Here is a 24,943-nt window from a genome sequence, read left to right as displayed (position 1 = left end):
GGCGTTACTGAGTTAACGCCTTATTTTACAAAATTATTTATTCAGATAAGCATTTATCGCGTTAACGATCCCTATGGCATCTAAGCCCAGATCAGCCAATAACTCATCTTGTGTCCCTTGAGGAATAAAGAAATCCGGTAAGCCTAAATTCAGTACAGGGAGAACTTTCTTCTCTTTCATTAAGAATTCATTCACACCGCTTCCAGCTCCACCCATAATCGCATTTTCTTCCAATGTCACAAGCATGTCATGACTATTCGCCATTTCAAGGATTAAGGCTTCATCTAAAGGTTTCACAAAACGCATATCAACCACCGTTGCGTTGATTTGTTCTGCGGCTTCGAGTGCATTGCTGAGCAGTGTACCAAAGCTGAGAATAGCCACTTTTTCACCTTGGCGGCGGACAATTCCTTTTCCTATTTCGAGTGGTGCCAATGGCATTAATTCTGCACCAGTACCAGCACCTCGCGGATAACGTACAGCGGTTGGACCTTCTTGATAATGATACCCAGTATGTAGCATTTGGCGACATTCGTTTTCATCGCTTGGTGTCATGATGACCATTGTTGGAATGCAACGTAAGAATGAAATATCGAATGAGCCTTGATGGGTTTGACCATCAGCACCAACGATACCTGCACGGTCAATGGCAAACATCACAGGAAGTTTTTGGATAGCCACATCGTGAATCACTTGGTCATAACCACGTTGTAAGAAGGTCGAGTAAATAGCTACGATTGGGTTATAGCCCCCAATGGCAAGACCTGCCGCGAATGTAACGGCATGCTGTTCAGCAATCGCCACATCAAAGTATTGGTCTGGGTACTCTTTAGAGAAACGTACCATACCAGAGCCTTCGCGCATGGCAGGGGTGACTGCCATGAGCTTGTCATCATCTTTTGCTTCTTCACACAGCCAATCCCCAAAAATTTTTGAGAATGTCGGTCTGGTGTCTTTGCTTTTGGTAACGTAAAAGTAGCTGGGTCGAATTTAGGTACTGCGTGCCAGCTAATTGGGTCTTTTTCGGCCGGCTCATAACCACGACCTTTTTTAGTCATGATGTGCAGGAATTGTGGTCCTTTTAGCTCACGCATATTTTTTAGCGTTTGGATCAGCGCAATAACGTCGTGACCATCGACAGGACCTATGTAGTTAAAGCCCAATTCTTCAAACATGGTACCAGGGACAACCATGCCTTTGATGTGTTCTTCGGTTTTTTTGAGTAACTCTTTGATTGGTGGAATATTAGAGAAAACTTTTTTTCCACCTTCACGCAGCGTTGTATACAGCTTGCCAGAAAGTAAGTGGGCTAAATGGTTATTCAGAGCACCAACGTTTTCAGAGATGGACATTTCATTATCATTGAGGATCACCAGCATATCGGGCGCGGCATCGCCGGCATGGTTCATGGCTTCGAATGCCATTCCTGCGGTAATCGCACCATCACCAATGACACAAACGGTTTTGCGATTTTTATCTTCTTTTTCTGCGGCGATAGCCATACCTAAACCGGCACTAATGGAGGTTGAGGAATGACCAACACTTAAAATGTCATATTCGCTTTCTGCGCGCCATGGAAAGGGGTGTAACCCATTTTTTTGACGAATAGTGTCAATTCTATCACGGCGACCCGTTAAAATTTTGTGTGGGTAAGCTTGATGCCCAACATCCCAAACAAGGTTATCAAACGGGGTTTTGTAAACATAGTGCAGAGCAACGGTGAGTTCAATAGCCCCCAGTCCTGATGCAAAGTGACCGCTCGAGCGACTTACACTATTTAGTAAAAATTGTCTCAGTTCATCACAAAGCTTTGGCAAGCTCTCTTTTGGCAAAAGGCGCAGTTCATCAGGCGTCTCTGCAAGTGCCAGCGTTGGGTATTTAGCGGTATCTATACTCATTAGGTGCTCACTACTTAAATTAATTAGGGCGATGCCTGTTAACATTGAGCGGCTGGTGACAGTGATTTTTCTTCGTTAAACGCATTTTGTAAGTCGTCACAACAGCTCAAGGTTGTTTAGGTAATCAATGTTATAATTATCGGTCTTATGCATACCAAAAGGCAAAACATATTGTCAGCTTTTGCGCTCAATGACAAAATTGGCTAAAGCTCTTAACAAATCCGTATTGTAGCCTTGGGATTGTAATGATTCTAAAGCAGTGATCGCATCTTGATAGAGTTCTTTGGCTTTTTCTTGAGCCGCTTCCAGACCCAGTAGTGAGGGATAAGTACTTTTTTCATGTTGCTCATCAGCACCTTGGCGTTTGCCCGTCACTGCACTATCACCGATGACGTCTAAGATATCGTCTTGAACTTGGAAGGCTAATCCGATGGATTCAGCGTACTTATCTAAGTTAGTTAAGGCTTGATATCCTTTATGCCCCGCGGCGTAGGCGCCAAGACGAATAGCGGCACGGATTAAAGCCCCCGTTTTGTGCTGGTGGATACGCTCAAGAGAAACAAGATCAACGCGTTTACCTTCTGCATCAAGATCTAATGCTTGTCCTCCACACATACCCGCTAAGCCACTGGCATACGCCAGTTCGGCAATCATCGCAATGCGGTCTTTATCGGAGACATCGGGCATTGATGCGCTAGACAGTAACTGGAAGGCAAATGTCTGTAAGGCATCGCCTGCAAGTACCGCATTACCTTCACCAAATTTGATGTGGCAAGTGGGTTGCCCACGACGTAAGTCGTCGTCATCCATAGCCGGTAAATCATCATGGATCAGCGAGTAAGCGTGGATGCACTCAACGGCGGCTGCGGGTGCGTCTAAATTATCAAGACTCACGCCGAGCATTTCGCCAACGGCATAAGTTAAGAAAGGACGTAAGCGCTTACCCCCTAATAACGTGCCGTATTTCATGGCTTGTGCTAAGGGGAGATCAGCAAAAGGCAGTGAATCTAATGAGGTTAATAGATACTGATTAACGCGATCATGAGCTTGGCGTTGTTGACGCGCAAAGGTGTCTGGATGTTGTTCGGGCATAGTTTATTCTGTATCAGGTGAAAAATTGTCGAGGGCTTTATTTTCGTCATCGCTCAGCAAAATTTGCACACGCTGTTCTGCTTGCTGGAGGACTTTTTGGCCTTGTTTCGCAATTTGGACGCCACGTTCAAATTCATTTAATGCATCTTCCAAAGGAAGCTCCCCTGTTTCTAAGCGAGCGACAATTTGCTCTAGCTCTTGAAGGGAGTTTTCAAAACTAACAGTTGGAACTTGCTGAGATTTTTCTTTAGCCATAATCGTTAATCACTAATGTTAAATCACTTAAAAGAGGGGAAACTTTAATTATTGTGCAGACTAACTTAGTCTCGCAATGGTTACAATTTATTATTGGTGTTTTTAGATTCAGTACGCAAGATAGTGCTATAATACGCCTCTTTATTGACAACTGGTAAAGTGTACAACAGTCACTTTTTCGCAACGTCCGTTTGCCCCACTAACCAAGAACATGCCACGACTATGAAGTTTATTATTAAGTTATTCCCAGAAATCACAATCAAAAGCCAAACCGTTAGACTCCGTTTTATCAAAATTTTAACGAGTAACATCCGCAATGTATTGAAGAGTCTTGGTGAAGAGATCTCGGTTGTCCGTAATTGGGATAACATTGAAGTGCGTGTTAAAGGGGAATCAAAACACGACGAAATCTGTGACATGCTAAGCCGCATTCCGGGTATTCACCACATTCTCGAAGTAGAAGAGAAACCTTTTACTAGTTTACATCATATTTTTGAAATGACACTGGAAGCCTACGGGGCATCGGTGGAGAACAAAACGTTCTGTGTGCGAGTAAAACGCCGTGGCAAACATGAGTTTTCATCCATTGACGCTGAGCGTTATATCGGTGGCGGCTTAAATCAGCACATCGCCTCAGCGAAAGTGAGATTGAAAGATCCTGACACCACTGTGCATCTGGAAATTGAAGATGACAAGTTGATCCTGGTAAAAGCGAGAATTGAAGGTATCGGCGGATTCCCGATTGGTACGCAAGAGGATGTCCTGTCGCTAATTTCAGGTGGGTTTGATTCCGGGGTTTCCAGCTACATGTTAATGCGTCGCGGTTGCCGCGTGCACTATTGTTTCTTTAACCTTGGCGGCGCAGCCCACGAAATTGGAGTGAAGCAAATCGCTCACTATTTATGGAACCGTTTTGGTAGCTCCCATAAAGTACGTTTTATAGCAGTAAACTTTGAACCTGTTGTGGCTGAGATTTTAGAAAAAATCGATGATGGTCAAATGGGGGTCGTATTGAAACGTATGATGGTACGTGCAGCCTCCAAAGTGGCAGAGCGTTATGGCGTTCAAGCTATCGTGACTGGTGAAGCGCTTGGTCAGGTTTCGAGTCAAACACTGACGAATTTACGTTTGATTGATAATGCATCAGACACCTTAGTATTACGCCCACTCATTTCTCATGATAAAGAACACATTATCAAATTAGCCCGTCAGATCGGAACTGAAGATTTCGCAAAAACTATGCCAGAATACTGCGGTGTGATTTCGAAAAGTCCTACCGTGAAAGCAGTAAAAGCGCGTATCGAAGCGGAAGAAGCTAACTTTGATTTTGGTATTTTAGAGTCAGTCATTGAGCAGGCTCAAAACATTGATATCCGCCAAATCGCACAAGAAAGTCTTGAGAAAGTGCCTGAAGTTGAGATGGTCAACGAGTTATCCGCAGATAACGAAGTTATCTTAGATATCCGCTCAATCGATGAGTTTGAAGATAAACCATTGAAGCTGGAAGGGATTGAAATTAAACATATTCCATTCTACAAACTGAGCACACAATTTGGTGATTTACCAAAAGAGAAAACGTATCTTCTCTATTGTGACCGTGGTGTGATGAGCCGCTTACAAGCTTTGTATTTGAAAGAGCAAGGTTTTGAGAATATTAAGGTTTATCGCCCGTAAGTTGTCAGGTGATGTCGAATGAAAAAGCGAGCGGATTAGCTCGCTTTTTTGTTTCTAGTCTTCCAGATAATCATTAATGCCTGGAGGTAAAATGAGCTGTGCGGCAACGTTGGCAGCCGTTTCTCGCCCTTGCAGTAATTCAATCAGCTTCAGCGCAAAATCGAAGGCCGTCGCAGGTCCTTGGCTCGTGAGTAAATTCACTCTTTCATCGAAATAAACACGTCTATCGACCCATTTATGGGCTGGAATTTTGTCCCGCATACTTGGAAAGCCAGTCATGTTTCCGAGAGGAAATAGCTGGTGGTGCTCCAAAACTAATGCAGGGGCGGCACAGATGGCTGCTACAATTTTTCCATCTAAATGCATGCGCCTGACTTTTTCAACCACCAGAGGGCTATCACGGAAAGCTTCTGCTCCTGCCAGACCGCCGGGTAACACGATTGCATCAAAAGGCTCGTCTGCTACGTGGATGATAGGTAGGTCAGCAACCAGTTTAATACCTCGAGATGCGGTAATCTCTAATGCTCCGTCTTCCGTCACACTGGCTAATGTCACCTGTATTCCGGCACGGACCAGTAAATCGGCGGTAGTGACTGTTTCAATTTCTTCACTACCATTGGCGATGCATATCAGCACGGAGGTTGTCATAACGTTGTTCTCGATTTTTAATTAAATGGTATAAGCGGTCATTTTCGGGAGTGGCTAAGCCATGCGCTCGGGCTTTTTTGATTAAAAATCCCGTAATATAGTCAATCTCAGTTCGGCGATGATTTCGCACATCTTGGAGCATCGATGAATAATTTTCTGCACTGCTGTGAATGATGCCATAGATATATTCAGTTAGCTCTGTTTTGTCTGCGTGCAATCCTTCAGCGCTCATCACTTGGCAACATTCATCAATCAGTAGTGCAATCTGTTCTGGGTAGTGGACAAGCGCTCCATTAGCACAGTTATGCTCGATAGTGAGGGGGTTAATGACGCAATTGGCCATCAATTTTCGCCAGCTGGTATTGAGGATTTGATTGTGCCAAGCCACGTCAGGTAGTGCATCATGTAGGATATTGGCAATCGGGTAATAAGATTCCGCTAGGGAGTTAACTGCACCAATGTGAGTGACACCATGAGCGACATGAAAAACTTGGTTATTATCTTGCCATGCGGCATGGGTTGTGACGCCACATAAAAATGGATGACGTAATGTACCGAGCTCTTCCAATGTACCTAATCCATTGTGAAGCAAGAGGATTGGGCTACTTTCAGGAATGATTGCAAGTAAGGGTAATAGGGCATCTGAAACTTGCCATGCCTTCAAACAAACGATGACCAGCTCACTCGAATGAAGGTGTTGGTGGCTATTACAAGGAATTAATTCACGAAATACTTGACCATCGGGCTCATTGACATCGACAAATAGGTCAGATTGAGCCATGCGTAACCAGCCTTGAATATCATGTCCTTGTGAGGAGAGCGCGGCTAGCCAGAGTTTACCAATAGCACCACAGCCAATCAGGGTTATTTTCATCGGTTTTCCCTACTATCTGAGAGCAGTTGACTTTGATTATTGATTGCCATCATAGCGATTTTATTATGATATCCAAATAATTAGTTGTGTTATACAAGTGATGAGCGCTGTCAACGTGGAGTGTGATAATCAAATAGGCTATGATAAGCCGATTGATTATAGGAGAGCGTTAAAATGCCATCATTTGATATTGTATCTGAAGTTGAAATGAGTGAAGTCCGCAATGCGGTAGAAAATGCTCAGCGTGAATTAACGAGTCGCTGGGATTTTAAAAATGTCACCGCAAATTTTGAACTGAATGATAAAAATGAATCTATCAAAGTCACCAGCGAATCTGATTTCCAAGTTTTGCAATTGGTTGATATCTTAAGAGAAAAAATGGCAAAACGAGGTATTGATGGTGCCGTATTGAATGTCCCGGAAGAGATTGTTCATAGCGGTAAAACGTACAGCGTAGAAGTGACCTTAAAACAAGGTATCGAAGCGAGCATCGCAAAGAAAATTGTTAAATTGATTAAAGACAGTAAGTTGAAAGTTCAAGCACAAATTCAAGGTGAACAAGTGCGTGTGACCGGCAAAGCGCGAGACGATTTACAATCGGTTATGGCATTAGTTCGTGGTGGTAACTTAGGTCAACCATTCCAATTTAATAACTTCCGCGATTAATTTTAAGTTTGTTTCCGTTATTGAAATAGCCCGCTATGTTGCGGGCTATTTGCTATAAGTGAATGAGTACGGGTGAGTCGTTAAGCATGAACGATCGCTTCGAGCTCTGCGCGATTAACGATTTTTTTATCAATTTTAATATATATACTCATTTCTTCAGCGATAACAGACACATCCAGTACGCCATTAACCGCTTCTAACTGTTCTTGAAGTTTAGCGATATTTTTAAACCGGTGTGGTAGAACCATACGAATGCTGCTGACATAAGGCGGTTGTTTCATCGTCAAACTGACAATAAACCACGCGGCACAAAGTATTAACCCGCCGATAAAAACGGTACTAGCACCTTCAAATTTATATAACCATCCGCCAAGAATTCCTCCTAGCGCCACACCTAAAAATTGGCTAGTCGAGTAAACGCCCATTGCGGTGCCTTTATAACCAGCGGGTGCTTCCTTACTGATCAATGAAGGTAAAATTGCCTCCATGATGTTAAAAGCAATAAAGAACAGTTGGATACCTAAGAAAATAATCCACAGTTGATGACCCGATTGCCATAAAACAATTTCTGCTGCGGCTAAGAGTAAAATACAAAATAGGAAAACTTGCTTCATTTTACGGTGTTTTTCTGCATAAATAATGAATGGCAGCACACAGATAAACGCGACTAGCATAGTGACTAAGTACGCTTTCCAATGGTCTTTAGCTAAGTAACCTGCATCGGACATAAGTAAGGGGAGGGCAACAAAGCTGGACATCAACAGTGTATGTAAACTTAAAATCCCAACATTTAGTTTGAGTAGTTGAGGATTGAATAAAACCGCTTTTAAGTTACTTTTAACGAAAGCAGACTCTCGGTTTACAACATGGTAAGTGTTATTAGGGACGACAAAAAGGGTCACGAAGATAGCGCCAACTGCCAATAGCGTAATGCCCCAAAATAAACCACTTAAGCCAACAGCGTGAGTGATAATCGGTCCTAATACTAAGGCGATAGCGAAAGTGACTCCAAAACTAATACCTAAAAAAGCCATCGCTTTAGTACGATTTTGTTCGCGAGTTAAATCAGATAATAAAGCCATAACTGCAGCAGAAATGGCACCCGCACCTTGCAAAGCACGCCCAATAATAATGCCCCAGATAGAGCTGCTAAGTGCAGCAATAATACTGCCCACGATAAAAATGAGTAGCCCAAAAACAATGAGAGGTTTACGACCAATTCGGTCAGACATCAAACCAAATGGGATTTGAAAAACGGCTTGGCTAAGTCCATAAATACCAATCGCCAAACCAATCAAAAACTCGTTAGCACCCTGTAAATGCATCCCATAACTGGTGAGGATCGGGAGCACCATAAACATGCCAAGCATGCGAAGGGAGAATACGGATCCTAGTCCCCAAGTGGCACGGAGTTCTAAGTGGGTCATTTTATTATCATTCATAAAAATACTCGTTATATTTTGAGCTGTAGCTGTGTTGGCTACGCTCACTAACCCTAGTCACGTAGTTATCTACGTTCCTAGGGATTAGCTTCACTTGCCGCCTTGCTACAACCCAAACTATTTAGAGTATTAAATCTTAATGAGCTTAAATTATTCTTTTTATTTCGGGTTGCAGCTGTTTTGGTGTTAATTTAAAGGTAAATCAGTGAGTTATGTTTTTTTATATAAAAGCATTGGCTTATTGATAGCAGGTGGCTATTTAACCATAAAAATCATCACAAAAATATTCGCAGGCAAAGAAAAACGGCGGGAAGTTTGCACTTACCGCCGTTTGAACGCATTTATTGTCAATAATGCAATAAATTATCGGACTAACGCTATAACAGTATCGCTTGAAACGGTTGGGTCAACTGACATCATCACACTCAGCGATGTAATCGCCACGATAGAAAAGATGAACAGTTTGCGAGCCCAAACTCGGTCGTCATTTTCAGTTTTGAAACCTGAAATTGCCATACCGAGCCACCATAAGCTAACTGCAGCGCCGACAACCAGATATTTATAGCCCGCGTATCCGCTAATCGCTAACATTAATGTTGCGACCATAAATGCAAGGATATACAAGAAGATATGCGTCTTAGCGACAGATATTCCCTTGATCACCGGTAAAACAGGGATGTTTGCGGCTTTATAATCCTTAAAGCGGAAAATTGCGATGGCATAAGAGTGCGGCATCTGCCACAAGCTGAATATCAACAGCAGGATTAAAGCTCCAGCATCGAATTCATTTGTGACAGCGCAGTAGCCGATAACCGGTGGTGCTGCGCCTGATAGGCTGCCAATCAACGTGCCATATACGGACTTACGCTTCATGTACAGGCTATACACGCCCACGTACACAATGAAACCAATGAGTGCAAGTAGCATTGCCAGTGCATTGGCTGCTACGAGTAGCAGCACCATACCAGCAATACCTAATGCAGTTGCGTAAATCAGGCTAACTTTCGGGTCAATCAGCCCTTTAACTAAAGGGCGATTCTTAGTTCTTTCCATGATACGGTCAATATCACGGTCGATGTAGTTGTTAAATACACAACCAGAAGCCACGACCAATGATACACCCAGCAAAGTCGCAATAAACAGCGGGTAATCAATTGACCCTTTAGAGGCCAGCAGAAAACCGCCGATCACAGAAATCAGATTTCCGAATATAATTCCTGGTTTGGTCACTTGCAGGTATTGCTTAAACATATCGGCAACTCTTTAGTCGAGCATCATATTGATGTTCAGGTTGTACATAATCCACAGAGAGCCAATAACAACGATACCGATGATTAGCATAGTGAACAGGAATGCAATCAGGTTCCAGCGCTCATCTGATGATGTATTCATGTGTAAGAAACAGACAAGGTGTACAAGGATCTGCACGACTGCCATTCCAACAACAGTTGCCAGAATAACGCCTTGTGACGCTGTTCCATTCATCACCATCCAGAAAGGAATTACAGTCAAAATTACTGACAGAATAAAGCCGATCAGGTATGTCTTAACGCTACCGTGGCTTGCTCCAGTATGAGCATCTTTTGCATGACTCATTTAAATAGCCCCCAGAAGATAAACAACGGTAAATACACAGATCCAAACAACATCTAAGAAGTGCCAGAACAGGCTCAGGCAGTTCAGACGGGTTTTGTTAACCGCAGTCAGACCACGACGACAGTTTTGGATAATCATCAGAATGATCCAAACCAGACCACAAGTTACGTGGATACCGTGAGTCGCAACTAATGCGAAGAAAGCAGATAAGAAACCACTGCGATCTGGACCGTAGCCTTCAGCGATCAGCTCGTGGAACTCATAAACTTCCATCACAACGAAGCCAAGACCAAATAAGAAAGTAATGAATAGCCATAAGTTAACGGCAGCCACTTTCTCTTTGTGCATTGCAATCATTGCAAAACCGTAGGTGATACTACTGAATAACAGTAAGAATGTTTCACCTAATACGAACTGCAAACTAAAGATGTCTCTACCAGCAGGACCGCCAGCAGTGCCATCAGATAAAACCACATAAGTTGCAAACAGGCTAGCAAACAGGATCAGGTCACTCATTAAGTAGATCCAGAACCCGAATACTTTCGTTGCACCTGCATCGTGGTGCCCATGCTCTGCATGGGCTACATTATGATTAGTCATTGTATTAGTTGACATCGTTCACACCTGCCTTACGTAATTCTTCAAAGTGCTTATTCTCGATTTGTTCGATTTCAGCAACAGGTACGTAGTAATCAACATCTTCGTCGAAGCTTTTTGCAATCCAAGTAACAATCATGCCACCGAAACCAACGATTGCCAGCCACCAGATGTGCCAGATCATTGCGAAACCAAAAATTAAGCTAAATGCAGCGATGATAACGCCAGCGCCTGTGTTCTTCGGCATATGAATTTCTTCATATGAAGTTGGTTTCTTATGAGCGATACCTTTCTCTTTCATATCCCACCAAGCATCGCGAGTTTGAATCTGTGGTTCAATAGCGAAGTTGTAGAATGGTGGTGGAGAAGAGGTTGCCCACTCAAGAGTACGTCCACCCCATGGGTCACCGGTTAAGTCACGATTTTCATGACGGTCACGGATACTCACGATAATTTGAATAACTTGGCAAGCAATACCCAGAGCAATCAGACCTGCACCACACGCAGCTGCAACCAGCATACCGTGATAGGTTGGGTCAATATTCTGGCTCAGACGACGGGTCATACCCATAAAGCCAAGGATATATAACGGCATGAATGCTAAGAAGAAACCGGTAATCCAGAACCAGAAGGCACGAACACCCCATTTCTCATTCAATGTGAAGCCGTAAGCTTTAGGGAACCAGTAAGTCATACCCGCGAAGCATCCGAATACCACACCACCAATAATAACGTTATGGAAGTGAGCAATCAGGAACAGGCTGTTGTGCAGAACGAAGTTTGCACCCGGAACTGCTAACAGAACACCAGTCATACCACCTACAGAGAAGGTGATGATAAAACCGATAGTCCATAACATTGGTGATTTGAACTCGATACGACCTTGGTACATGGTGAACAGCCAGTTGAAAATCTTAACCCCTGTAGGGATTGCGATAATCATCGTAGCGATACCAAAGAAGGCGTTAACGTTCGCACCTGAACCCATCGTAAAGAAGTGGTGTAACCATACGATGAAGGACATAACGGTGATAACGATGGTTGCCCACACTAGTGAGGTATAACCAAACAGACGCTTTTTCGAGAAGGTTGCTGCAATTTCTGAGAACACACCGAACACTGGTAGAACAAGGATATACACCTCAGGGTGACCCCATGCCCAAATCAGGTTGATGTACATCATCATGTTGCCGCCCATATCGTTAGTGAAGAAATGGGTGCCCAGATAACGGTCTAATGTCAGTAACGTGATGGTCACTGTCAGAATTGGGAATGCTGCAATAATCAGGATGTTGGTACAGAATGCTGCCCAGCTAAATACTGGCATTTTCATCATCGACATACCCGGTGCACGCATGCGGATAATGGTCGCGAAGAAGTTAACACCTGTTAATAGCGTACCGATACCGGATATCTGGAGACTCCATATCCAATAATCGACCCCGACCCCCGGATTGTACTCCAAGCCGGACAGAGGAGGGTATGCTAACCAACCAGTTTGTGCGAATTCACCTACCCCTAATGAGATGTTGATTAATACAACACCCACTACGAAGAACCAGAAGCTCAGGGAGTTAAGGAATGGGAATGCAACGTCACGGGCACCAATTTGCAGAGGAACAACTAAGTTCATCAGACCAACAACAAATGGAGTTGCCATGAAGAAAATCATGATAACGCCGTGCGCTGTAAAGATCTGATCATAGTGGTGAGGGTTTAAGAAACCTTCTTGACCCGCTGAAGCCAGCACTTGCTGACCACGCATCATAATCGCATCCGCGAAACCGCGGAATAACATCACCATCGCAACGATGATGTACATAATACCAATTTTTTTATGGTCAACAGACGTTAACCATTCTTTCCACAGCCATTTCCATTTTCCGAAATAGGTGATTGCACCGACTAAGCCAAGTCCACCGAGGACAATGGCAATCAGTGTAATAACGATAATCGGTTCATGAAGTGGAACTGCGTCCAGTGTTAGTTTTCCAAACATGCCCTTATTCCTCAGCGCCTGCATGAGCATTATGGCTCATATGCATTGAATGACCTGTAGATTCTTGTGCTTGAGCAGTGTTGCCCATGTGCATAGAATGATTTGCTTCATTATTAGCATCTACAGGAGCGTGACCTTTATGGTGCTCATGACCAAACTTCATAATAATGTCTTCATAAAGTTTAGGTTTCACGCTAGAGAAGTAGGTAACAGGAACGTTCATGCTAGGTTTAGCAACTTCGTCGAATGCCTGCATCGTATCCATAGTTTTTGGTGATGCTTTTACTTTCTGTACCCACTCATCGAAGCCTTGGCGATCTGCTGTTGCAATAGCATTGAACTTCATATCTGAGAAGCCGTGGCCGCTATAACTTGCTGAGAAGCCTTTATAGGTACCAGGTTCGTTAGCGATTAAGTGAAGTTTTGTCTGCATACCCGCCATCGCGTAGATCTGTCCACCTAAAGATGGGATGAAGAATGAGTTCATCACAGAATCAGACGTGATTTTGAAGTTTACAGGAACACCAGCAGGGAACGCGATTTCATTGACTGTAGCAATGCCTTGATCTGGATAGATAAAGATCCATTTCCAATCAGCTGAAATAACTTGAATGGTAACAGGTTCCTGATCACTAACTAATGGCTGATACGGGTCCAGCTCATGAGTCGTTTTCCAAGTGATAGCACCTAGAATAATGATAATAATGATAGGAACTGTCCAACAGACTAACTCAATTTTGTTAGAGTGAGCCCAGTTAGGACGGTAGGTAGCTGACTTATTGGACTCACGATATTTCACTGCGAAGATAATCGCCATAAAAATAACAGGAATCACAACAAGGAGCATTAAACCGATTGCAATAAGAATCAGCTCTTTTTGTTTTACGCCAACGGCGCCTTTAGGATCCATCAACACCATATCGCAACCGCCTAATAATAAGGCTGCTACAACCAGTGAGATTGCTCCAATGCTTTTTTTGTAGTTCATAAGTCTCATCCACGACCCCAAATGACAAGAATCTAATTGTCGTTTCATCAGTGCGGGCATTTTACGGTAAGGTTATGCGAGTGTAAATGATTGTAAGGCAAAGAAACGGAAATGTTAGCTCTTTATGTTAATATGATCACATGTAAAGCTTTTGCGTCTAAAAAGTTAAAAATGCTGCTAATTATAGGTATGTTTTGATAAAACAGTATGAATACTAAATTATCTTGGTAATTTTTCAAAGAAAAATATATACAAAATTGACAAAAAAATATGAAAACTGATTGGATTGTTAAGAGAATTGGTAGGGGAAATTACTGAATTTATTGCCGATAAAGCTAAACTGATTACTTTACCGGCAAAACAATACAGAAAAACTGTTACATTTTTGAAACTAAAGGAAATACATTAAAAATATATACAAGTTTTTCGTTGTCACTAGAAGTTATACTTTAATGTATAAATGATTGCATCTTGATAGAAATCATCACCTAATTTATTGTCAGCATAACGATATTGGACACCGGCTGCTAAATTTGGAGTGGCGTTCCACCAAAAAGCAAGTGCTCCATTTACGCCATCACGACCGCCATTACCATAGCGTTCATGACGAGCAAATTCCATTTCGTGCCAGTTGGTGATCATGAAATTTTCTTGGAACATTTTAAAGTTATAACCCGCAACCCAACCTACGACATAACCGTTATTACCAGAATAATAAGTTTGGTCTACATAATGTAAAGCGACGAAAGGCTTGAACCATAGATCGCCAATCGAAGTGTTATAGCCTAATCCATACAGTGTATTTACTTCATGGAAATTGCCCCCATGCTTATCACCTGGTAAAGACCAAGTACCATAAACATGACCATATAAGTTAAATCCAGTATCTGCGATATAAACGCGAGCCGTTGTTTTTACAGTGTAACGTTGGTTTTTGCCTGGATCTTCATGTTGTTTATTGAATGGGTTTTCAAGATCAAAGAATCCATACAGTTCACCCCAATTAAAGTTAGCGCCACCTTCGAGCTCGAAGTAAGCAAAATCTTCCTTATGAGTTGTATTCTTAGATTTGTTTACTGTATGACGGGACCAGTCAAGATAGTTCACGTTGATGTCTGCGAAACCATTCTGATACCCAAGAAAATTTTCAGCATTCGCGGTTCCTGCTAATGATGTTAAAGCAGCAGCGCAGAGTAGTGTTTTTTTCATAAGACATTATTTTCGTTTATGTATTAATAAAAATTAGTTGCTACGCAAATTTTCAGCTTGTCAACTAACCATCCTCAAACGTGTGAGATATTAGACTTTACATTTGTAATTAAAAAACATATTTCAAAGGATGAGTGATAAATATCACGTTTTTATCAATCTTTAGGTGATATTTGCTAGGGAGATCTAATTTGGAAAAAAGGAGATATTTCCCAAATTAATTAGTTTAACTTGGGAAATATTGAGTTAGATAGAATGAAAATTCTTCAAAAACATTATGATAGTTTATGTTTTGTTGCTTTTCGGACAGCCAAGTAGTCGAGTGTACCACCCACAATAAGGCTCATAGAACCAATAGCTATCCCAATGTTAAATATGAGGTTTTGATAGTAAGGAAGAGCTAGCCATAGTGATAGATGGGAAGTAAACAAGTAAACTTTCACGCTGGCAAATGATGTGATTAGCAAACTGATTAACCAGACAGCCAATATAGATGCGGCAATAATTAGGGCATAAACTGCTATTTTGTAGGCTTTAGGGAATAATTCTCTGCGCTGGAATTCCCCTGTTGTTTGGGTGTAAATCAGCGAAGTGCGGCAAGCGAGTAGTAATAAAACGCCAGGAACAGCCACACCAATGGAAATTAAATAGAATAGTGGCCAGCCATAGGTACTGACAAAAATACTAGCAACAGGACCAATATAAACACGGCCTACTGCGGATAAGGCTGAAAGCAGCGCAAATTGTGTTGCTGATAACGATTTATTACATAGGGTCATTAATAGGGCAACAAAGGCTGCAGTCCCCATACCTGAAAAAATATTTTCGAGGAAAATAATGGATCCCATACTAATAATATTGGGTGGTGTAACAGCAAGGAACCAGTAGCCAATATTAGAGCCACCTTGGAGTACACCAAAGACAAGCAGAGCTTTAAATAAGCTCATGTTTTTCATTAAATAACCGCCAAATAGTGCCCCGATAATGGTAGCCGCCATTCCAACGGTTTTATTGACCGTTCCTACCTCACTTAAGCTAAAGCCAAGAGCATTCAACAAAAAGTTGGTATTCAATGCCATGACAAACGCATCACCCATCTTATAAAAGATTAAAAGCAATAAAATGAGCCAAGCGTTATTTCGACTGAAAAACTCGGCAAGTGGCTCATAAATAGCATCTTTTAGGGATGTCGGTGGCGCGGTATTTTCTTGAGGCTCTTTCGCAAAAAGTGTCGCGAAAATACCGATAAACATCAGTCCAGCCATGCACAAGTAAAGTTGTTGCCACGTGAGAAATTTGTCAGCAAGCCACAGTGCCAATCCGCCAGAAACCAACATACTTATGCGATAACCCATGACGGACGTTGCTGCGCCAATACCACGCTCTTCTGCACTTAGTAAGTCAGTTTTATATGCATCGAAAACAATGTCTTGGGAGGCGGAACAGAAAGCGACTGTGACCGCTAGCGCTGCTAGCCACCAAAGATGTTCTGAAGGATTCATAAAGCTCATTCCAGCAATGCTGATAACAAGCAGAATCTGTGTTGTTAATAACCACCCACGACGGCGCCCCAAAAATGGTGGGGTATAGCGATCCATCATGGGAGACCATAGAAATTTTAAAACATAAGCTTGACCAACAAGGGAAAAGAAACCGATGGTTTTAATATCAATTTTTTCAACGGTTAACCAAGCTTGCAATGTTCCAGCGGTCAATGCCAGAGGCAATCCTGAAACGAATCCCAGTAAAATTAAGGTGACATTATTGGGTAGTGTAAAATTGGGCTGTGTAAAACGTGGCATTATTCCCTCATCGCCTGATGCTGGTGTATTACATTGCGCGAAGAGTTGCGCAGCAGAAAGATAGAAACAGCCCAAGCTATCTGTATTAAAAGTATAGCTTGGGATTGTTGGGGGCGGCGGATGCTTTGCCTAGCCTCGAAAAACCTGAATGATACTAGTATGAAATCATTCGGAATGCGCGATTAATATCGTGAATTTTGTCTGATAAAATCGGCAAGTTCTTGGTCTTTAGCCATATCGGAAATTAAATCACTTAACGCTAAGTTAATCGCAGCTTCAATTTTTTCGTTAGTTGCGCCTAACGTTCCTTGAGTATTGTAATTACGGCTATAAGTTCGGGTTTTTGTCGAACCATTCGGCGCAGTTGCATTGACGGCTACGCTGGAGTTAACTGTAATATTATGTCGTAAGCTTCCTTCACTTACTTGAGTGTTCAGCTTGTTTAACTGGACAACTAAGTTGATATTCGCTGGGGAAGTCACCATAAACCCACGTGCTGCCATCTGTTTTTCAACCGCTTCTTGCATTAAATAACGAGGGTCGCGAGAAGGGTTCAGAACCACTAAACTTCCGTTGCGATTAATTTCAGCTAATGAACGGTTTGGACGGTTATCAACGCTACTTACACTAATTGAAGTGGCATTTAATGTCGGATTTTTTGCGGGTAAGGCAATTTTAGGTTCGAGGGATAGCGTATTCGACGGTGCTGTACAGCCCGCTAATAAAAATAACGCAAAAAGTGGAAAACACAGTCTTCTTAACATAATTCTTCCCAGTTCATCTTTCCTAATTGAAAATGTTCCGTTATGGTTCGGGGTGCAACAACTCAACACTATTAGACAACAGTTTGAGAAAAAATTCGCATAAATGTGCAGTTGAAGAATATTTTGCGTTCCCAGACCATGGTCCTAACAATGTCGATGCTATTATCCGCTATTTCCATAATAAGAAGATAGCCATTAACGGTATACTAGGGCGATTTTTTTCTGTGTGCTTTACTGCATTCAATTAATTTAGGAGTCTCTATGGGCGCCAATGTGTCACAAACGATGCAGTCTCGAGTGAGTGAAAAGCTAAAGACTGCATTTGAACCGGAACACATGGAGGTGATCAATGAAAGTCATCAACATAATGTTTTGCCGGGTTCAGAGAGCCATTTTAAAGTGGTTTTGGTCAGCGATAAATTTGAAAACAAACGTATGATTGGTCGTCATCGTGAAATTTATGCTATTTTGGCAGACGAGCTTGCAGGTGGCATCCATGCATTAGCATTACATACCTATACACCGAAAGAGTGGAATGAATTAGCAAATACTGCGCTAAAATCGCCAGCTTGTCGTGGTGTAGGTGGTGTGAATCGCTAATTCAATGCGTCGATGGTAACAAAGCAGCAAAAATATGTTTGTTTAAGTCACCGCAAGTGAACATTTTTTCCTCAGTTTGAGAGAGAAAAATGAATTTTTAGTCAGAAAAGTCACAAATAAAGAGGAATGATCGCTTCTTTTATCGGCTTTTCTCGACTCAGAGCGCATGCATCGGTATAATGCTGCGTCTAATTTTCAGTAAGGTTTCGGGACGCTTCTGATATCAGGGATGACCGTTATGAAAGTAACGCCCCCGGTTCTGGAAGGGAGATTGCCGTTATGATTTAATGGCATAACTCTGGAGTAGACCGATCACTAAGATTTATTTTGAGGTAAGAAGATGCAAGTTTCTGTTGAAACGACTCAAGGCCTTGGGCGTCGTGTAACAATCACCGTTCCTGCCACTGATATTGAAAAAGCGCTGAATAGCGAGCTGGTAAACGTTGCTAAGAAAGTTCGTGTTGATGGTTTCCGTAAAGGGAAAGTACCAATGCACATCGTTAAACAACGCTACGGTGCGTCTGTAATGCAAGACGTTCTGGGTGATGTGATGCAACGTAACTTTATCAATGCAATCATTGAACAAAAAATCAATCCAGCTGGTGCACCAAGCTACAAACCAGAAATGTTCGAAGACGGTAAAGACTTCGTTTATGCGGTTGAGTTTGAAGTGTACCCAGAAATCGAATTAAAAGGTTTTGAAACTATCGAAGTTGAAAAACCAGCTGTAACCGTGAAAGACGAAGACCTCGACAACATGCTGGAAACTCTGCGTAAGCAACAAGCACAGTGGAAAGAAGTTGAAGATGCAGCGACTGCTGATTCACGTATCACTATTAACTTCACTGGTTCTATCGACGGTGAAGAGTTTGAAGGTGGTAAAGCTGAAGACTTCGCACTGGTTATGGGCGAAGGTCGTATGATCCCAGGCTTCGAAGAAGGCGTTGTGGGTCATAAAGCGGGTGAAGAATTCGATATCGAAGTTAACTTCCCAGAAGATTACCATGCAGAAAACCTGAAAGGTAAAGCGGCTAAGTTTGCTATCGTTCTGAAGAAAGTAGAGCAACGTGAACTACCAGAATTTACTGAAGAATTCGTTAAGCGTTTCGGTATCGCTGACGGTTCAGTAGACGGTCTGCGTGCAGAAGTTCGTAAAAACATGGAACGTGAACTGAAAAATGCAGTTCGTAACCGTGTGAAAGCGCAAGTTCTAGATGGTCTGGTTAACGCTAACGAAATCGAAGTTCCAGCAGCAGTTGTTGATGGTGAAATCGATGTTCTGCGTCGTCAAGCTGCACAGCGTTTTGGTGGCAACGAAAAACAAGCGATGGAATTACCACGTGAACTGTTCGAAGAACAAGCTAAGCGTCGCGTAATTGTTGGTCTGCTGTTAGGTGAAGTTATTCGTACTAATGAGCTGAAAGCTGACGAAGATCGTGTTAAAGCGCTGATCGAAGACATGGCATCTGCTTACGAAGATCCATCAGAAGTTATTGAATACTACAGCAAAAATGAAGAGCTGATGAACAGTGTTCGTAACTTAGCGTTAGAAGAGCAAGCTGTAGAAACGATTCTGGCAGCGGCTAAAGTGACTGAAAAAGAAACTAACTTCACTGAGCTGATGAACCAAGTTCAAGCTGGTTAATTTTTCTTTTTAGCAGTACAAAACAAAAACCCGTAGTGTTTCACTGCGGGTTTTTTGTCAATTAGAGCCGTAATATTTAGACTTTGTGCAAATCATCTTGAAAATTACATTTAAACCCTAATTATAATAAGAGTCATCAAGATATTGTTCGCAGGATGATGAGCGGATTTTTGTGTGGAACACGTTTTTCAGCAGTATAAAACCGTGTAACTAGATAGACTTGTGTTAAACTCTTTAACAGAGCATCTTGCTTATCACAGTGTTTCTAACTGTGTTCTGGCTTAATTCTTCTGTCACTTTTTAACCTATTATTTAAAAAGTGGCTAAAATAATGAAGTGAGCGAAGATCATAAGCATACAGATACAACTAATTTAGAAAACGTGTTTTTTAGAAATATTGTTTGTAGCACAATTCCTGCCCAAAATGGCGGACAGACAGCAAATTAGGCGCAAGCACCAGAAAGTTTTTAATAGGAGATTTCGATGTCACATTTTGGCGGTCAGGAGCAGTTAGCATCCCAAATGGCACTTGTGCCAATGGTTATCGAGCAAACCTCTCGAGGTGAACGCTCATATGATATTTATTCACGTCTCTTAAAAGAACGTATTATCTTCCTAACGGGTCAAGTGGAAGATCATATGGCGAACTTAATTGTCGCTCAAATGCTATTTCTTGAAGCAGAAAACCCAGAAAAAGATATTCAACTGTATATTAACTCACCAGGTGGTGTGATCACCGCTGGGATGTCAATTTACGATACCATGCAATTTATTAAGCCGGATGTTAGCACTATCTGTATGGGACAAGCGTGTTCAATGGGCGCGTTTTTATTAACCGCAGGTACAAAAGGTAAACGTTTCTGCTTACCAAACTCCCGCGTTATGATCCACCAACCATTAGGTGGCTATCAAGGCCAAGCGACGGACATTGAAATCCACGCTCAAGAAATCTTGAAAGTGAAGTCACGCATGAATGAATTGATGGCTCAGCATACTGGGAAATCCATCGAAGAAATTAGTCGCGATACAGAACGCGACCGTTTCTTATCCGCAAATGAAGCAAAAGAATATGGTTTAGTTGACCATATTTATACTAGCCGTTAATTTGCGAGCATTTTGATATAATTCGTTTATATCTTAAAATTTTTGAAAATTTGTTGCCTTGTTTTGCTGCGAAAGCGAGATAAAACAAGGCATTATAAATATAAGTGAGGTCTACTGATGACAGATAAACGCAAAGAGGGGGCAGGTAAATTACTGTACTGTTCTTTCTGCGGAAAAAGTCAGCATGAAGTGCGTAAGCTGATTGCCGGTCCGTCAGTCTATATTTGTGATGAGTGTGTGGATTTGTGCCTCGACATCATCCGTGAAGAAATCAAAGAACTGGCTCCGCATCGTGAGCGTAGTGAATTGCCGACTCCCCATGAAATCAGACAGCATCTTGACGACTACGTTATTGGCCAAGAAAAAGCTAAAAAAGTCTTAGCGGTTGCGGTTTATAACCACTATAAACGCCTTCGTAATGGCGATAAAACTAGTGATGGCGTGGAATTAGGCAAAAGTAATATTCTGCTAATCGGTCCTACTGGTAGCGGTAAAACATTATTAGCAGAAACCTTAGCGCGTTATCTGGATGTGCCATTCACAATGGCAGATGCGACGACATTGACTGAAGCAGGTTATGTGGGTGAAGACGTTGAAAACATCATTCAGAAGCTGTTGCAAAAATGTGATTATGACGTCGAAAAAGCTCAGCGTGGTATCGTGTATATCGATGAAATTGATAAGATTTCGCGCAAGTCTGATAACCCATCTATTACGCGCGATGTATCCGGTGAAGGGGTGCAGCAAGCATTACTGAAACTGATCGAAGGTACTGTTGCTGCTGTTCCACCACAAGGTGGTCGTAAGCATCCTCAACAAGAATTTTTACAGGTAGATACCTCGAAAATTCTGTTTATCTGTGGTGGTGCATTCGCAGGTCTGGATAAAGTGATTGGTCAGCGTCTGAATACTCGTTCGGGTATCGGTTTCGCAGCACAAGTTAAAGGCGAATCAGAGAAGGCTACTGAGGGGGAATTACTCACTCAAGCTGAACCTGAAGATTTGATCAAGTTTGGTTTGATCCCTGAATTCATTGGGCGTCTTCCAGTCGTTGCTACACTGACCGAGTTGAGTGAGGAAGCACTTATTCAGATTCTGAAAGAGCCTAAGAATGCGTTAACTAAGCAATACCAAGCGCTGTTTAATTTAGAAGGTACTGAATTAGAGTTCCGTGAAGAAGCATTAACAGCGATTGCGAAAAAAGCAATGGCGCGTAAAACGGGAGCTCGAGGCTTACGTTCAATTGTTGAAGCTGCCTTGCTAAATACCATGTATGACCTACCTTCAATGAGTGATGTTGAAAAAGTGGTTGTAGATGAAAACGTGATTAATGAACAGTCTGAACCGCTGCTGATATACAGCAAGCCGGATGCTCAAGCTTCTGGTGATAATTAACTTCTCACCTGTGTTCAATAAATAATCAAATAAAATGAGGGGGAACCCTCATTTTGTTTTTTATGCTTAACTAACCATTGAATGCTAAAATCTTGTCCCCATATAGTTTATATTCTTAGTTGTGGTTTCCTTATTTTGAAATAGCGCTGTTTATATAACAGTGTTTTGCAAGAATTTTTTCTGTTATAAGCAGAAACCCTTAACTGGCGTGTGCTAAACGAAGAGAGAGCTTTATGAATCCAGAGCGTTCCGAACGCATTGAAATACCAGTATTGCCTCTGCGTGATGTAGTGGTGTACCCACATATGGTGATCCCACTGTTTGTTGGACGTGAAAAATCCATTCACAGTCTGGAAGCAGCAATGGATCATGATAAGCAAGTGATGCTGGTTGCGCAAAAAGAAGCCTCAACCGATGAACCTGGGGTGAATGACTTATTTACTGTTGGGACAATTGCGTCTGTGATTCAGATGCTGAAGTTACCTGATGGTACCGTTAAGGTGTTAGTCGAAGGATTACGTCGCGCACGTATTACTAGCCTGACTGACAATGGTGAATATTTCTTAGCTCAAGCTGAGTATTTACCAAATGACAGTGCGAAAGCGGCTATTTACGATGATGCATCTAAAGAGCCTAGCGCTGCTGAATTGGTCGACGAAAAAGAGCAAGAAGTTTTATATCGCACTATCGTTAGCCAATTTGAAAGTTACATCAAACTGAACAAAAAAATTCCACCGGAAGTTTTGACTTCACTGCATACGATTGAGCAAGATCAGTTAGATAAACTGGCTGACACAATTGCTTCACATATGCCGTTAAAACTGGCAGATAAACAACGCGTTTTAGAAATGGCAAATATTGCTGAGCGTGTTGAGTTCCTGATGGCAATGATGGAATCAGAAACTGAGTTACTGCAAGTTGAAAAACGTATTCGCAACCGCGTGAAAAAGCAGATGGAAAAAAGCCAACGCGAGTACTATTTGAATGAGCAAATGAAAGCGATTCAAAAAGAACTTGGCGAGATGGATGATGCTCCAGATGAAAACGAATCGCTGAAACGTAAAATCGAAGAAGCGAAAATGCCAAAAGAGGCTCAAGAAAAAGCGGAAGCAGAATTGCAGAAGCTGAAAATGATGTCTCCAATGTCAGCGGAAGCGACAGTTGTTCGTAGCTACATTGATTGGATGGTTCAGGTTCCATGGCATAAACGCAGTAAAGTTAAAAAAGACTTAGTGAAAGCACAAGAAGTGCTCGATACTGACCATTATGGTTTAGAACGAGTCAAAGACCGTATCCTTGAATATCTCGCGGTTCAAAGCCGTGTTAGCAAAATCAAAGGGCCGATTCTGTGCTTAGTTGGACCTCCAGGTGTAGGTAAAACCTCACTGGGCCAATCCATCGCAAAAGCGACAGGACGTGAATACACTCGTATGGCGCTGGGTGGGGTACGTGATGAAGCGGAAATCCGCGGTCACCGCCGTACTTACATTGGTTCAATGCCGGGCAAACTTATCCAAAAAATGGCGAAAGTTGGGGTTAAAAACCCACTCTTTTTATTGGATGAGATCGACAAAATGTCATCAGACATGCGTGGTGATCCTGCGTCTGCACTATTAGAGGTGTTAGATCCAGAGCAAAACGTAGCATTCAACGACCATTATCTGGAAGTTGACTATGATCTGTCTGACGTGATGTTTGTCGCGACATCGAACTCGATGAATATTCCTGCTCCATTATTAGACCGTATGGAAGTAATCCGTCTTTCTGGTTATACCGAAGACGAAAAGCTGAATATTGCTAAAAGACATTTGTTATCCAAACAAATCGAGCGTAATGCCTTGAAAAAAGGTGAGTTATCTATCGATGATGGTGCACTCATGAGCATCATTCGTTATTACACTCGTGAAGCTGGCGTGCGTGGTTTAGAGCGTGAAATCTCTAAATTATGTCGTAAAGCTGTTAAAGCATTGCTGATGGATAAAAAACTGAAGCATATTGAGATAACAGCAGATAACCTGAAAGATTACTTGGGTGTTCGTCGTTTTGACTATGGTCATGCTGATACTGAAAACCGTGTAGGGCAAGTTACTGGATTAGCCTGGACAGAAGTGGGTGGTGATTTATTAACCATCGAAACTGCCTGTGTACCTGGTAAAGGTAAGCTAACATATACGGGTTCTTTGGGTGAAGTGATGCAAGAGTCAATCCAAACTGCACTGACGGTTGTTCGTGCTCGCGCGGAAAAACTAGGCATTAACAGTGACTTCTACGAAAAACGTGATATTCACGTTCACGTTCCGGAAGGCGCAACACCAAAAGATGGTCCAAGTGCGGGTATCGCGATGTCAACGGCACTGGTTTCTTGCTTAACGGGTAACCCTGTGAAAGCGGATGTGGCAATGACAGGTGAAATTACGTTACGAGGCTTAGTATTACCAATTGGTGGGCTAAAAGAAAAATTACTGGCAGCTCATCGTGGTGGTATTAAAACCGTGCTTATCCCAGATGATAACAAGCGTGATTTAGAAGAAATCCCTCAGAATGTGATTGCTGATTTGCAAATTCATCCTGTTAAGACAATTGAGGAAGTACTCTCATTAGCATTGGTCAATCCTCCTTTTGGGACTGAAGTGGTCCAAAAGAAAACTAAAAGAGTGAGCTGAATCAAGAAGTTTGTATAAAATTAAGGCTGACA

The 24,943-nt window shown here is 42.2% G+C and carries 20 protein-coding genes and 1 pseudogene; 7 read left to right on the top strand and 14 right to left on the bottom strand.

Translation table 11 applies throughout. The features are described 5' to 3' along the window. Nucleotides 1–33 precede the first annotated feature (33 nt). The 3 genes and pseudogenes from dxs to xseB all read right to left on the bottom strand — a co-directional run bounded on the left by dxs (nt 34) and on the right by xseB (nt 3,245). Nucleotides 34–1,898, bottom strand: a pseudogene (dxs, locus tag PR795_RS13195) (1-deoxy-D-xylulose-5-phosphate synthase). 174 nt (nt 1,899–2,072) lie between these two features. Continuing rightward, the gene (gene ispA / locus PR795_RS13190) at nt 2,073–2,990 is read right to left on the bottom strand and encodes a (2E,6E)-farnesyl diphosphate synthase (protein WP_006657201.1); all 918 of its coding nucleotides are present in this window, start codon (nt 2,988–2,990) and stop codon (nt 2,073–2,075) included. Nucleotides 2,991–2,993: 3 nt separating this feature from the next. Next, complete coding sequence (xseB, locus tag PR795_RS13185) at nt 2,994–3,245, bottom strand: exodeoxyribonuclease VII small subunit (protein WP_006657202.1); 252 nt, start codon at nt 3,243–3,245, stop codon at nt 2,994–2,996. A 222-nt stretch (nt 3,246–3,467) separates the two neighbouring features. On the opposite strand from xseB, the gene thiI reads away from it, so the two are divergent. Beyond that, on the top strand, nt 3,468–4,919 hold the full coding sequence (gene thiI, locus PR795_RS13180) for a tRNA uracil 4-sulfurtransferase ThiI (RefSeq protein WP_006662778.1): 1,452 nt from the start codon (nt 3,468–3,470) through the stop codon (nt 4,917–4,919). A 54-nt stretch (nt 4,920–4,973) separates the two neighbouring features. On the opposite strand, the gene yajL is transcribed toward thiI, so the two are convergent. Continuing rightward, nucleotides 4,974–5,567, bottom strand: coding sequence for a protein deglycase YajL (gene yajL, locus PR795_RS13175; RefSeq protein WP_006662777.1), 594 nt, complete (start codon nt 5,565–5,567; stop codon nt 4,974–4,976). Then, a complete protein-coding gene (gene panE, locus PR795_RS13170) occupies nt 5,530–6,441 on the bottom strand; it encodes a 2-dehydropantoate 2-reductase (RefSeq protein ID WP_036961866.1) in 912 nt (303 codons plus the stop codon). Before panE ends, yajL begins: the two co-directional genes overlap by 38 nt. Before the next feature lie 174 nt (nt 6,442–6,615). On the opposite strand from panE, the gene PR795_RS13165 reads away from it, so the two are divergent. Continuing rightward, nucleotides 6,616–7,107 (top strand): YajQ family cyclic di-GMP-binding protein, encoded by a 492-nt coding sequence (locus PR795_RS13165; protein ID WP_006657206.1) that lies wholly within the window; start codon nt 6,616–6,618, stop codon nt 7,105–7,107. Between the two features lie 80 nt (nt 7,108–7,187). Here the strand turns inward: PR795_RS13165 and PR795_RS13160 are convergent, their stop codons facing one another. The 9 genes from PR795_RS13160 to PR795_RS13120 form a co-directional block, all read right to left on the bottom strand. Further along, nucleotides 7,188–8,549 (bottom strand): MFS transporter, encoded by a 1,362-nt coding sequence (locus PR795_RS13160; RefSeq protein WP_036961868.1) that lies wholly within the window; start codon nt 8,547–8,549, stop codon nt 7,188–7,190. 363 nt (nt 8,550–8,912) lie between these two features. Further along, nucleotides 8,913–9,800 carry a heme o synthase gene (gene cyoE, locus PR795_RS13155; protein ID WP_006657208.1) on the bottom strand — a complete coding sequence of 296 codons (888 nt, stop codon included), beginning with the start codon at nt 9,798–9,800 and terminating at the stop codon, nt 8,913–8,915. 12 nt (nt 9,801–9,812) lie between these two features. Then, nucleotides 9,813–10,145 carry a cytochrome o ubiquinol oxidase subunit IV gene (locus PR795_RS13150; protein WP_006657209.1) on the bottom strand — a complete coding sequence of 111 codons (333 nt, stop codon included), beginning with the start codon at nt 10,143–10,145 and terminating at the stop codon, nt 9,813–9,815. Then, on the bottom strand, nt 10,146–10,760 hold the full coding sequence (locus PR795_RS13145) for a cytochrome o ubiquinol oxidase subunit III (protein WP_006657210.1): 615 nt from the start codon (nt 10,758–10,760) through the stop codon (nt 10,146–10,148). It abuts the gene before it with no gap. Beyond that, nucleotides 10,750–12,741: a cytochrome o ubiquinol oxidase subunit I gene (gene cyoB, locus PR795_RS13140; protein ID WP_006662774.1), complete on the bottom strand. Its 1,992-nt coding sequence runs from the start codon at nt 12,739–12,741 to the stop codon at nt 10,750–10,752. Before cyoB ends, PR795_RS13145 begins: the two co-directional genes overlap by 11 nt. A 4-nt stretch (nt 12,742–12,745) precedes the next feature. Further along, nucleotides 12,746–13,738: a cytochrome o ubiquinol oxidase subunit II gene (gene cyoA, locus PR795_RS13135; protein WP_036961872.1), complete on the bottom strand. Its 993-nt coding sequence runs from the start codon at nt 13,736–13,738 to the stop codon at nt 12,746–12,748. 426 nt (nt 13,739–14,164) lie between these two features. Continuing rightward, nucleotides 14,165–14,938, bottom strand: coding sequence for a nucleoside-specific channel-forming Tsx family protein (locus PR795_RS13130; protein WP_006657213.1), 774 nt, complete (start codon nt 14,936–14,938; stop codon nt 14,165–14,167). A 275-nt stretch (nt 14,939–15,213) separates the two neighbouring features. Beyond that, entirely contained in the window at nt 15,214–16,740 is a 1,527-nt protein-coding gene (ampG, locus tag PR795_RS13125) for a muropeptide MFS transporter AmpG (protein WP_181480602.1), read from the bottom strand. A 182-nt stretch (nt 16,741–16,922) separates the two neighbouring features. Beyond that, entirely contained in the window at nt 16,923–17,504 is a 582-nt protein-coding gene (locus PR795_RS13120; protein ID WP_036961876.1) for a YajG family lipoprotein, read from the bottom strand. 261 nt (nt 17,505–17,765) lie between these two features. Here PR795_RS13120 and bolA point away from each other — a divergent pair, with 261 nt between their 5' ends. The 5 genes from bolA to lon all read left to right on the top strand — a co-directional run bounded on the left by bolA (nt 17,766) and on the right by lon (nt 24,911). Beyond that, complete coding sequence (bolA, locus tag PR795_RS13115; RefSeq protein ID WP_006657217.1) at nt 17,766–18,104, top strand: transcriptional regulator BolA; 339 nt, start codon at nt 17,766–17,768, stop codon at nt 18,102–18,104. A gap of 340 nt (nt 18,105–18,444) precedes the next feature. Then, complete coding sequence (gene tig / locus PR795_RS13110) at nt 18,445–19,749, top strand: trigger factor (RefSeq protein ID WP_006657218.1); 1,305 nt, start codon at nt 18,445–18,447, stop codon at nt 19,747–19,749. A gap of 483 nt (nt 19,750–20,232) precedes the next feature. Then, on the top strand, nt 20,233–20,853 hold the full coding sequence (gene clpP, locus PR795_RS13105) for an ATP-dependent Clp endopeptidase proteolytic subunit ClpP (protein WP_006657219.1): 621 nt from the start codon (nt 20,233–20,235) through the stop codon (nt 20,851–20,853). A 117-nt stretch (nt 20,854–20,970) separates the two neighbouring features. After that, complete coding sequence (clpX, locus tag PR795_RS13100; RefSeq protein ID WP_006657220.1) at nt 20,971–22,248, top strand: ATP-dependent protease ATP-binding subunit ClpX; 1,278 nt, start codon at nt 20,971–20,973, stop codon at nt 22,246–22,248. 233 nt (nt 22,249–22,481) lie between these two features. Continuing rightward, nucleotides 22,482–24,911 carry an endopeptidase La gene (gene lon / locus PR795_RS13095; RefSeq protein ID WP_272516864.1) on the top strand — a complete coding sequence of 810 codons (2,430 nt, stop codon included), beginning with the start codon at nt 22,482–22,484 and terminating at the stop codon, nt 24,909–24,911. Nucleotides 24,912–24,943: the final 32 nt, after the last annotated feature.

Source organism: Providencia sp. PROV209, from assembly GCF_028479485.1.
Classification (GTDB): Bacteria; Pseudomonadota; Gammaproteobacteria; order Enterobacterales; family Enterobacteriaceae; genus Providencia; species Providencia alcalifaciens.
The sequence above is the reverse complement of the archived record's forward strand: the minus strand, read 5'-3'. Positions and strand labels throughout refer to the sequence as shown.

Excerpts from the sequence above, each read along its gene's own strand:
- ispA (WP_006657201.1), bottom strand. The coding sequence starts at position 2,990 with ATGCCCGAACAACATCCAGACACCTTTGCGCGTCAACAACGCCAAGCT.
- xseB (WP_006657202.1), bottom strand. The coding sequence starts at position 3,245 with ATGGCTAAAGAAAAATCTCAGCAAGTTCCAACTGTTAGTTTTGAAAAC.
- thiI (WP_006662778.1), top strand. The coding sequence starts at position 3,468 with ATGAAGTTTATTATTAAGTTATTCCCAGAAATCACAATCAAAAGCCAA.
- yajL (WP_006662777.1), bottom strand. The coding sequence starts at position 5,567 with ATGACAACCTCCGTGCTGATATGCATCGCCAATGGTAGTGAAGAAATT.
- panE (WP_036961866.1), bottom strand. The coding sequence starts at position 6,441 with ATGAAAATAACCCTGATTGGCTGTGGTGCTATTGGTAAACTCTGGCTA.
- PR795_RS13165 (WP_006657206.1), top strand. The coding sequence starts at position 6,616 with ATGCCATCATTTGATATTGTATCTGAAGTTGAAATGAGTGAAGTCCGC.
- PR795_RS13160 (WP_036961868.1), bottom strand. The coding sequence starts at position 8,549 with ATGAATGATAATAAAATGACCCACTTAGAACTCCGTGCCACTTGGGGA.
- cyoE (WP_006657208.1), bottom strand. The coding sequence starts at position 9,800 with ATGTTTAAGCAATACCTGCAAGTGACCAAACCAGGAATTATATTCGGA.
- PR795_RS13150 (WP_006657209.1), bottom strand. The coding sequence starts at position 10,145 with ATGAGTCATGCAAAAGATGCTCATACTGGAGCAAGCCACGGTAGCGTT.
- PR795_RS13145 (WP_006657210.1), bottom strand. The coding sequence starts at position 10,760 with ATGTCAACTAATACAATGACTAATCATAATGTAGCCCATGCAGAGCAT.
- cyoB (WP_006662774.1), bottom strand. The coding sequence starts at position 12,741 with ATGTTTGGAAAACTAACACTGGACGCAGTTCCACTTCATGAACCGATT.
- cyoA (WP_036961872.1), bottom strand. The coding sequence starts at position 13,738 with ATGAGACTTATGAACTACAAAAAAAGCATTGGAGCAATCTCACTGGTT.
- PR795_RS13130 (WP_006657213.1), bottom strand. The coding sequence starts at position 14,938 with ATGAAAAAAACACTACTCTGCGCTGCTGCTTTAACATCATTAGCAGGA.
- ampG (WP_181480602.1), bottom strand. The coding sequence starts at position 16,740 with ATGCCACGTTTTACACAGCCCAATTTTACACTACCCAATAATGTCACC.
- PR795_RS13120 (WP_036961876.1), bottom strand. The coding sequence starts at position 17,504 with ATGTTAAGAAGACTGTGTTTTCCACTTTTTGCGTTATTTTTATTAGCG.
- bolA (WP_006657217.1), top strand. The coding sequence starts at position 17,766 with ATGGGCGCCAATGTGTCACAAACGATGCAGTCTCGAGTGAGTGAAAAG.
- tig (WP_006657218.1), top strand. The coding sequence starts at position 18,445 with ATGCAAGTTTCTGTTGAAACGACTCAAGGCCTTGGGCGTCGTGTAACA.
- clpP (WP_006657219.1), top strand. The coding sequence starts at position 20,233 with ATGTCACATTTTGGCGGTCAGGAGCAGTTAGCATCCCAAATGGCACTT.
- clpX (WP_006657220.1), top strand. The coding sequence starts at position 20,971 with ATGACAGATAAACGCAAAGAGGGGGCAGGTAAATTACTGTACTGTTCT.
- lon (WP_272516864.1), top strand. The coding sequence starts at position 22,482 with ATGAATCCAGAGCGTTCCGAACGCATTGAAATACCAGTATTGCCTCTG.